The sequence below is a fragment of the Xenorhabdus entomophaga genome (genome assembly GCF_037996725.1).
Taxonomy (GTDB): Bacteria; Pseudomonadota; Gammaproteobacteria; order Enterobacterales; family Enterobacteriaceae; genus Xenorhabdus; species Xenorhabdus khoisanae.
The window spans coordinates 1-9,895 of record NZ_JBBMXH010000128.1; the positions used below are offsets into that span (position 1 = coordinate 1).

8 protein-coding genes are annotated in these 9,895 nt (G+C 42.6%); 6 read left to right on the plus strand and 2 right to left on the minus strand.

What is annotated here, in order from left to right; translation table 11 throughout:
* Both AAC854_RS19570 and AAC854_RS19575 read left to right on the plus strand, forming a co-directional pair.
* The coding region (locus AAC854_RS19570; RefSeq protein ID WP_340618576.1) for a hypothetical protein at positions 1-183 on the plus strand (183 nt) is incomplete at its 5' end.
* Positions 184-614: 431 nt separating this feature from the next.
* Positions 615-1,475 carry a KilA-N domain-containing protein gene (locus tag AAC854_RS19575; RefSeq protein ID WP_340618577.1) on the plus strand — a complete coding sequence of 287 codons (861 nt, stop codon included), beginning with the start codon at positions 615-617 and terminating at the stop codon, positions 1,473-1,475.
* 433 nt (positions 1,476-1,908) lie between these two features.
* Here AAC854_RS19575 and AAC854_RS19580 read toward each other — a convergent pair whose 3' ends face one another.
* Together AAC854_RS19580 and AAC854_RS19585 are read right to left on the minus strand one after the other, a co-directional pair.
* Positions 1,909-2,295 carry a LecA/PA-IL family lectin gene (locus AAC854_RS19580; protein WP_340618578.1) on the minus strand — a complete coding sequence of 129 codons (387 nt, stop codon included), beginning with the start codon at positions 2,293-2,295 and terminating at the stop codon, positions 1,909-1,911.
* 52 nt (positions 2,296-2,347) lie between these two features.
* Positions 2,348-3,523: a phage tail fiber protein gene (locus tag AAC854_RS19585; protein ID WP_340618579.1), complete on the minus strand. Its 1,176-nt coding sequence runs from the start codon at positions 3,521-3,523 to the stop codon at positions 2,348-2,350.
* A 764-nt stretch (positions 3,524-4,287) separates the two neighbouring features.
* On the opposite strand from AAC854_RS19585, the gene AAC854_RS19590 reads away from it, so the two are divergent.
* The 4 genes from AAC854_RS19590 to fadD all read left to right on the plus strand — a co-directional run bounded on the left by AAC854_RS19590 (position 4,288) and on the right by fadD (position 9,755).
* Positions 4,288-6,204 carry a DNA repair helicase YoaA gene (locus tag AAC854_RS19590; protein WP_340618580.1) on the plus strand — a complete coding sequence of 639 codons (1,917 nt, stop codon included), beginning with the start codon at positions 4,288-4,290 and terminating at the stop codon, positions 6,202-6,204.
* A 65-nt stretch (positions 6,205-6,269) separates the two neighbouring features.
* Positions 6,270-6,965, plus strand: a complete 696-nt coding sequence (tsaB, locus tag AAC854_RS19595; protein WP_340618581.1) for a tRNA (adenosine(37)-N6)-threonylcarbamoyltransferase complex dimerization subunit type 1 TsaB — start codon at positions 6,270-6,272, stop codon at positions 6,963-6,965.
* Between the two features lie 65 nt (positions 6,966-7,030).
* Complete coding sequence (locus AAC854_RS19600; RefSeq protein ID WP_340618582.1) at positions 7,031-7,627, plus strand: Slp family lipoprotein; 597 nt, start codon at positions 7,031-7,033, stop codon at positions 7,625-7,627.
* 436 nt (positions 7,628-8,063) lie between these two features.
* Positions 8,064-9,755, plus strand: coding sequence for a long-chain-fatty-acid--CoA ligase FadD (gene fadD, locus AAC854_RS19605; RefSeq protein ID WP_340618583.1), 1,692 nt, complete (start codon positions 8,064-8,066; stop codon positions 9,753-9,755).
* Positions 9,756-9,895: the final 140 nt, after the last annotated feature.

Here is a 9,895-nt window from a genome sequence, read left to right on the forward strand (position 1 = left end):
ATGCATCAATTCAAGGGCGCGTTTTTGTTCTGGTGTCAGATGAATTTTCATGGTTGTAAGCATGATCGGATTGGGATAAGAAATCAAGCATCTTCAATGACGATTGGTATAGTACACCACGGCAACATAGGCATTAATATGCAAAGAGGATCTAAAGGATTACCCAAGGAAGTATTGGCATAAGTTTGCAGTGGTAGAATAGCCGAACTCGCCAACAGGCAAAGAAGAAAATATTTTTTCATTTTATTCACCTTATTTCGCTGACTACAACAAAGACCGCTCAACCTAATAAACCCATCTTCACCCAATAACAAGCGAATAATGCTTAACAGTTAGTTACCATCTGAAACTAAAATAAATATTTCTGTGTCCATTCCCTGAATGGCTACAGGAATAACCCATGCTGCCACCCGTTCTTACCGCGTACCCAACGCACACCGGCTGGCGGCATTTTTTATCTCTGAACTTCATTGTGCATTCACAGCGCAATTCTTTAAACGTCGAATCCAATCACTTTGATATGAGCCTTCGAGGAAGTCAGTTATAGCTGGCGAGTTTCGACGGGCTGATTTCCTATGTGAACGAGAGTTCATTTCAAATGTAGATAAAACGCGATGAGTAATATCATTCCACTTGAGTATGACGGTCATCCCATTCGCTTTAATGAAGAGGGATGGATTAATGCGACAGATGTAGCGGCCAAGTTTGAGAAAGAACCAAATGATTGGTTAAGCAAACTTGAAACGTTGGAATATCTTTGTGCTTTAAGTGAAAAGCTATTTTCTAATTCCTGCACCATGCTGGAATTAAATAAAATCAGAGGGTTAGAAGTAAATAAATCATCAACGAGAATAAAGATATTCCGCTTAGCCAAGAAAACAGGCTTAGTAAAAACAAGGGCAGGCATTAATGGCGGCACTTGGCTTCACCCAAAACTCGCTATCCGCTTTGCCCGCTGGCTGTCTGTTGACTTCGAAATCTGGTGCGATGAACAAATAGACGCATTAATCCGTAGTACCCAACCCACATTCACCGACCAACGCATCAATGCCATCTTCCTTCTGGATAAACCCGCTACATGGGAAAAGCAGTTTCAGCAACCCTTTTATCAGGCACTCAGTCGCATGTCAGGATTACCCTATAACGGCCATGTCGGTAGTACGCCGTCATTGTTTGGCATGATTATCTCCAAGTGGGTGTATCAGGTTGTGCTGTCTGATTCAGTTTATGCTGAGGTAAAAGAAGCAGCTAAAGGCAATGGGGAGAAGATTCACCAGTACCTTAAGCCAGAAGCCAAGAAACTGGTCACAGAACAACTGAAAGCGGTCACGATATTGGCGAATGGCTGTGTGGACTACAAAGACTTCGAAGCACGTTGCGTCCAGTCATTTGGTAAGTCAGGAGAGCAGGGCATGTTGATCTTACCGGTAGAGCGGGAATTCAGTGGTCAGGCATTAAGCCAGAGTTTTCTTTAGCTGAATATTAATCAGAGTATGCTCGCGCCCTGATGCCCACACAAAGTGGATTTGGCAGACTCATATTACCCTACCTTGCAAATACGTTATGGATGACGGGCAACTGTTCGGGTTTCAGATGAGTGGCTCAGTGTATGCGTCAATAGCTTCGGAACGGGCTTAAAACTCTAGGCTGGAGTAGGCTGCATACACCGCACCAAATCTAATCGTATTTATTTAACCTACATTTAAGATACAAGGCTGTCGGTTAGATGTCCGTGTCCAGATGCCGGAAGATTCGGTGTGGAATGTGGGGCTGAGGGAGGTGGGGAATTCTGAACATGAAATAGGTTAAAGAGAAAGCCGGTTAAGATAATAAAGGCATTTTCATTAGCCAAGTGAGAATGTTGATATTATCTCACTTGGCATTGTTTCAATAAAGATATTTAATATTTCAATCAAGTGGCTTTATTTCAATAAGGTAATCAGGAGAGTAACGCGATTCTATTTTGACAGCAACGTGAAATTCACCTGTGTTATCAGAAAAATCGCCAGGGTAATCGTTAAATAAAAGTACTAATTCACCATTTGCAGGAATTGTCTTGTGGAGCACACCATTGCCAATTTCGTAGGTCTTGCCTCCAATTTTGGCAACCAAACTGTATTCTTTGTTACTGGGTTCGTCAGCAACACCTTGGGGGGCAGTATATGGATTTCCCGGCCCACCATATTGCACCCACCCTCTAGCAATGACTGATATTACATCTCCCGCTTTTAGGAAAAGCCCTGTGGCTTGACCGTTTTCAGCAATAGCAGGAACAGTTCCAGACCAATCATACATAGTATTACCTCCAAATTATATTTTGAAAGTGACGAAAGAATTAAGATTGTGATTATTTAGTAGTCGGCATTTGTACCCGGACAGAAACAAACCTGCCATCGGGAATATCAATCAAATCACCGTCAGCGTAGCCTTCCCGTATATTTTTGGCGAATATCGGTGCATCTGAATGCTCACGGTGATAGGTCATTAATTTGATGGAGCCATCAGGTAATATTTCGTGATCAACCCAAATCATTGGGAGGTCGTTCTGACATTTTGGTATCTCGATACTGCCTATTGCTCCATTATTACTGAATCCCATAACACCTTTGATGAAATATGTACCTTTTGACAAACGTACAACGGTTGCACCTTTAGATATATTGTTTATTTCAAATGAACCATCAGAATGTAACTTGATTATAGGAGAGTTTTTTTTCACAAAGCCACTGGTATCAACATAATGATGGGATGTTGACATAATATTACCAGTTCCTTTGGGTAGCATTTGAACAGATCTGTTTGAGCTATCGGGATTTCTATCTATGAAGTTTAATAGAATGTCAGCATCATCAGATGTTCCTTCTATTCTCCAATATGTTCCACTAGGGCGGAATACGTCCACGCCTCCCCACACCGTGTCCGCATTTAAAGTCAATGAGCTTTCAGAAACAGCGAATTTACGTTTTGAATTAATATCGACTGCATATCCAAAAGTATCAGTACTACCACCTCGCACTATTCCTGTCTGAATATTATTGTCATACCAACCATAATTAGTGAAGGCCACAAGCTTATTAGCTTCTTGATGAGGAGCAGATACAATCTTTACAGGATTACTTTCTTTCGGAGTGGTTTCTACTTGCTGAAACTGGAAAGAACCTGGATAAATCCCGCCATTTTCTGATACTGCACCTATGTTTTTAATAAACTCCTCTTTGTTCGGTATATCAGCCCCGTTCTGGTCTTTTGTTAAACGAGTATCAGCATTGTCATTTGCGTTGTTTGCTAAATCATATGCTGCTTTCACCGCTTTTGGCGTTGCGGCCATAGTTTCGCTATCACTACCGACATCGTTGCTCAGGGTAACAAATCCTTTATCCAGCAAAGTAGCATCTGGGTGATTACGGCTTTGAGCGTGTTCTTCAATCGCTTCTTTGATTGAATCTTTGACATATTCAGGGGTTGGAACAACAACAAGGCCATCATCTTCTAAGACTTGTGTTTCAGATTTTTTATCTTGCATAGTGATTCCCTCATTTAATCAACAATACACATTGCTAAGTAATATGAAGGCGGTGAGAGACTACTCCGCCTGTGAACATTAATAAAATCGGTTCATCAATACTGGAGAGTACGGCTTGACTATTATTTGATAGGTTGCATGTTTTGATGGCAGGATGACATAAAATGACAGGCAGGGAATTAATAGAATTTATCATATGACTGATAAAAATCAGCACAGTAAGAGCGAGATTTTCCGTCTATTAACCTCTTGATTTCGTTAATCTCTGGCACAGTGACAAAATTACATAAAATCAGAAGGTTACCTAAATGGTGTATTTTCCCTTTTTAAATAAATGAGTTAGATAAAGGTGGGTTCCCCGTCTTTGATCCAGCACTGCTTCCATTTCAAACGGAGGCAGTGAAATTAACTATGGGGACTCCTTGAGATTAAGGAGTCTCCAATTTCAGAGGCTCCTCACTTTAGCCTGTCAATCAGCGAAATTTTTCGCTCATCTCAACTGGGCAAGTTTTTGACTGATCACCCTGCAAGTTTAAGGGCAGATTGCTGTCCTATAGTGTTAGCAGTTTCCTTCTCACCCCACCTTGGAGCCGTTCTCCCTTTATCCTACCTAATGTTATAAAATCAATTACTATATGTCATAGTGAGTGCTTTTTTGTTTGTACATATTTGTGTATATACTATATTTATTTCTACGTTTTTTCTTTTTAACAGTTTGTTTATGTTAAATATTTTATATAAATAATTTTGAAAAGAGACAGTTTGTGTCAGACGATTTTGCGAAAAATGGCATGCTTGCTAAAGCGATTCCGGGTTTTAAACCGCGTGATGCCCAGCGAGAAATGTCTTCGGCTATTACGATTGCGATCGAAAAGCAGCAACAATTGGTCGTGGAAGCAGGGACGGGGACCGGTAAAACATTTGCTTATCTAGTACCTGCTTTGCGTTCCGGTAAAAAAGTGATTATTTCCACGGGATCTAAAGCGTTGCAGGATCAGCTCTACAATCGTGATCTTCCTACCATTGTCAATGCCTTGGGTTTTACGGGCAATTTAGCGCTGTTAAAAGGGCGCTCGAATTACTTATGCCTTGAACGCCTCGGACAACAATCAATGGGCAATTCACAGTCGGAAGCTGAAATATTGGCGGAAGTGATCAAACTGAGGCATTGGTCAAGCCATACGGATAATGGTGATATCAGCACTTGCCATCAAGTGGCGGAAGATAGCACTGTCTGGCCGTTGGTCACAAGTACGAATGATAACTGTCTTGGCAGTGATTGCCCGAGCTATCAGGAATGTTTTGTCCTTAAAGCTCGCCGTAAAGCAATGGAAGCCGATGTGGTGATTGTTAACCACCATCTGTTTATGGCGGATATGGTGGTTAAGGATACCGGGTTTGGTGAATTAATTCCGCAGGCTGATGTGGTGATCTTTGATGAGGCACACCAACTTCCTGATATCGCGAGTCAATATTTTGGGCAGCAGCTAAGTAGCCGTCAATTGATGGATCTATCGAGAGATATCATCATGGCTTACCGCACTGAAGTGCGTGATCAGGCTCAATTGCAAAAAAGTGCAGATCGCCTCAGTCAAAGTGCGCAGGATTTTCGCCTGTCGTTGGGAGAAAACAGTTATCGGGGCAATCTTCGTGAAGTTTTGCAACAGCAACATGTTCAGCGGGCACTTGTGCGATTGGATGATGCGCTGGAGCTTTGTTATGACGTAATGAAACTCTCTTTGGGGCGTTCAACGATGCTGGATGCGGCTTTTGAACGGGCAACAATTTATCGCAATCGCCTTAAACGTCTTATTGATGTCAGCATTTCCAACTACAGCTATTGGTTTGAAAGTTATGGTCGGCATTTTTTACTGGCATTGACACCATTATCTGTCTCAGACAAATTCAGTGAAATGCTCCGCGAACAATCGGGTAGTTGGATTTTTACGTCGGCAACATTATCGGTCAACGAGCAACTTGAGCATTTCACCGAACGTTTGGGCTTGAAATCCGCTCAAACACTACTTCTCCCCAGCCCGTTTGATTATCAGCGTCAGATGCTATTGTGTGTTCCGCGTCATTTACCCTCACCTAATCAGAATGGTGGTGCAAAGTGGTTGGCACGTATGTTGAAACCACTTATTGAAAGTAACAAAGGTCGCTGTTTTTTCCTCTGTACTTCTCATCAAATGATGCGCAGTTTGGCAGAAGAGTTTCGTGCCAGTATGACATTACCCGTATTGGTGCAGGGAGAAACAAGCAAGGGGCAATTATTGTCCCAATTTATCTCAGCAGGTAATGCACTGCTGGTAGCAACCGGCAGTTTTTGGGAAGGGGTAGATGTCCGTGGTGATGCATTGTCCTGTGTCATTATTGATAAATTACCGTTTACTGCACCTGATGACCCGTTACTTAAGGCTCGTATTGAAGATTGTCAGCTTAAGGGCGGAGATGCCTTTAACGAAGTGCAGCTTCCCGATGCAGTAATTAGCCTGAAACAGGGTGTCGGGCGTTTGATTCGTGATATTGATGATTATGGCGTTGTTGTCATTTGTGATAATCGGCTGGTTATGCGCCCATATGGAGAGGTGTTTCTGAACAGTTTACCACCTGCACCTCGTACCCGTGATTTATCAAAAGCAGTAGAGTTTCTGAAATCACGTCCATCACAGCCAGAGTAAAATTGTCGGGGTTATGCTACCATAACCCTCTTTTTTTGAATTCTATTTCTTGCCGGAGTTAAGGCATGTCCACGCGGATTTTAGCTATTGATACTGCAACTGAAGCCTGTTCTGTTGCACTTTGGAATGAAGGGGTCGTCGAGGCTCAGTTTGAGATTTCCCCACGAGAGCATACTCAACGTATCTTACCGATGGTTCGAGACGTATTATCAAAGGGCAGTTTGAGTCTGCAACAATTGAATGCACTGGCATTTGGCCGTGGGCCGGGCAGTTTTACCGGCGTGCGGATTGGAGTTGGTATTGCTCAGGGGCTGGCATTGGGCGCTGAATTGCCGATGCTGGGTGTTTCTTCCCTGAAAACGATGGCACAAGGTGCGTTTCGCCTCAAAGGGGCAACTAACGTTCTGGTTGCCATTGATGCACGTATGGGGGAAATCTATTGGGGGCAATACAGCCGTAATTCACAAGGTGAGTGGCAAGGTGATGAAACAGAAGCGGTTTTAAAACCTGAACAAGCGCAAGCGATTATGAGTTCCTTGTCCGGTGAATGGGCCATTGCGGGAACGGGATGGGAAGCTTATCCTCAATTATTGGACAGCCACTTAACACTGGTAGCCAGTGAGATTACTTTACCTCATGCGGAAGATATGTTGCCATTGGCGATTCAAATGTGGGAAGCGGGAGAAGCGACATCAGTTGAACATGCTGAGCCTGTTTATTTGCGCAATGAAGTAACATGGAAAAAATTACCGGGTCGTTAAGGTGTTATTGATGACTGTCTAAGTTATAGTCAGTTTGATCAAGCTTTATAGGATCGGAGGAATTTATGCTCAATGGAACACGTTGTCGAAGCACCCTGCAAGCAATATTGTTTTTGGGTATGGTGCTGGGAATGGTGATGCTTGCGGGTTGTGTATCAGTTCCTGATGCTATCAAGGGAACGACTAAAACGCCGGTGGAAAATTTACTTTCCGTTAAAAATGCCCCTGAATTATATATTGGGCATGAAGGGCGTTTTGGTGGAAAAGTTCTCAGTGTCTTGAATGAAAAAGATCAAACCCGGTTGGAAATTTCTGCCATGCCATTAGCAGATAATGCAGCTCCACGTTTGGCGGAAGCTTCTCTGGGGCGGGTTTATGCTTACGTGAACGCTTTTTTAGAACCGAGTGATTTCAAAGACCATTATGTCACTGTAGTGGGTTTGATTACGGCTCTGGAGAAAGGAAAAGTAGGGAGTAGCCCGTATAATTACATTGTGATGAATGTCACGGGAATGAAACGCTGGCATGAATCTCAGAGAATGATTTTCCCTTCTTCGGTTGCCGCTGATCCATGGGGCTACTACGGTAATCCTTTTGGCCCGGCTTGGGGAGTGTATTCACCATCCCAGCCAGTATCTGTTGAAAAGATCCTAACCGAGTAAATTTATTCACCAATCGAGTAGATCACGATAACATAAATAGCCTCGCATTTTGTGAGGTTATTTTATATACTGAATCCTATATTAAATTCTATTCTTAATAATTATCTTTTATTGGGTTATCCTGATTATAACCATTTGGAATAATAGTTTGGCTTTAAGTTAAAACCCAGTGAGTCAGTGTATAATCTATGGATTATAAGCCTAAGTGTTGGTTTTTAAGTTAACCAATTGATAAATAAATAAAAATAATGCAGGCGGCAATAGCCGCTTTATTTTTTGCAGTAATTAATTGTAATAAATTAGTGATGTGTATCGCCAACCTGAACAATGTTTCTTTTCAAACTGGTACGCTGAGTTAATAATTTGTTAAATATACAGATCTGGTTTGTTTTATGGTCAGTGGTTATACCGCAATTAGATTTCAGGAGTATTCAACTTGGAAAAAGTCTGGCTAAAACATTATCCGGCAAATGTTCCGGCAGAGATCGATCCCGACCGTTATTCGTCGTTGATTGAAATGTTTGAAAATGCTGTGGCGCGTTATGCCGATCAAGTCGCATTTATCAATATGGGCGAAGTAATGACTTTCCGTAAATTGGAAGAGCGTAGCCGCGCCTTTGCTGCCTATTTACAGAATGGACTGGGGTTGAAAAAAGGGGATCGTGTGGCATTGATGATGCCGAATTTACTGCAATATCCCGTAGCACTGTTCGGCATTCTGCGGGCAGGGATGATAGTTGTAAATGTTAACCCGCTTTATACCCCGCGTGAATTGGAACACCAGCTTAATGACAGTGGAACATCTGCCATTGTTATCGTTTCTAACTTTGCTCATACCTTAGAAAAGATTGTTTTCAACACTAAAGTCAAACACGTTATTTTGACCCGCATGGGAGATCAACTCTCTCGGACAAAAGGAACTCTCGTCGATTTTGTCGTCAAATACGTTAAACGACTCGTGCCAAAATATCATTTACCGGATGCTATTTCATTCCGTAGTGCCATGCACAAAGGCTATCGTATGCAGTATGTCAAACCGGATGTGAAAGGTGAGGATTTGGCATTTCTGCAATATACGGGCGGAACCACCGGAGTGGCAAAAGGTGCCATGCTGACTCATCGTAATATGTTGGCAAATCTGGAACAAGCAAAAGCATGTTACTCCCCATTATTGAAAATCGGGCAAGAGTTAGTAGTCACTGCACTGCCTCTGTACCATATCTTTGCTTTGACAATAAACTGCTTGTTCTTTATTGAACTCGGCGGGCAGAACCTGTTGATTACTAATCCTCGTGATGTCAATGGAACGGTTAAGGAGTTATCTCGTTATCGTTTCACAGCACTATCGGGTGTTAACACGCTATTCAATGCTTGGTTGAATAACCCTGAATTTCAGAAGCTGAATTTTTCTTCATTACGCTTATCTGTTGGTGGTGGCATGGCGGTGCAGAAAGTGGTTGCCGACAAGTGGGAAAATCTGACTGGTTGTCACTTGCTGGAAGGTTATGGATTAACAGAGTGTGCCCCTCTGGTTTCAGCCAATCCGCATGATTTGGCTCATTACAGCGGCAGCATTGGCTATCCCGTTGCTTCGACAGAAATCAAGCTGGTAGGGAGTGATGGTAATGAAGTTTCTCCGGGAGAAGCAGGCGAAATGTGGGTACGCGGCCCACAAGTCATGAAGGGTTACTGGGAACGTCCTGATGCCACGGATGAAGTGTTGAAAGATGGCTGGCTGGCAACAGGTGATATTGCCAACATAGATGAAAAAGGCTTTTTCCACATTGTTGATCGTAAAAAAGACATGATTCTGGTTTCCGGTTTTAATGTCTATCCAAACGAAGTAGAAGAAGTTGTTTCTTCCCATCCTAAAGTATTAGAGTCGGCAGCAGTGGGTGTTCTGAGCAAAAACTCAGGGGAAGCAGTCAAAGTCTTTGTTGTTCGTAAAGATCCCAGCTTAACTGAGGATGAATTGAAGACACATTGCCGTCGTTACCTGACGGGATATAAGGTACCGAAACTCGTTGAATTCCGCGATGAGTTGCCGAAATCCAACGTAGGTAAAATCCTTCGTAAAGAATTACGCAATGAAGAATTAGCAAAAGCGGATAATGCTGCGATAAATTGACATCGGAAAACAAACCTTATAACGGTTTGTTAATTAACCCGAATTCTGGATAAGACATTGACGAGAAGCCTGTTCCAGGAGCAAAGTTTTGGTGCACACCAAAAACAGCTCCGAGGGGGAACAGGCTATGGACAAGTTAG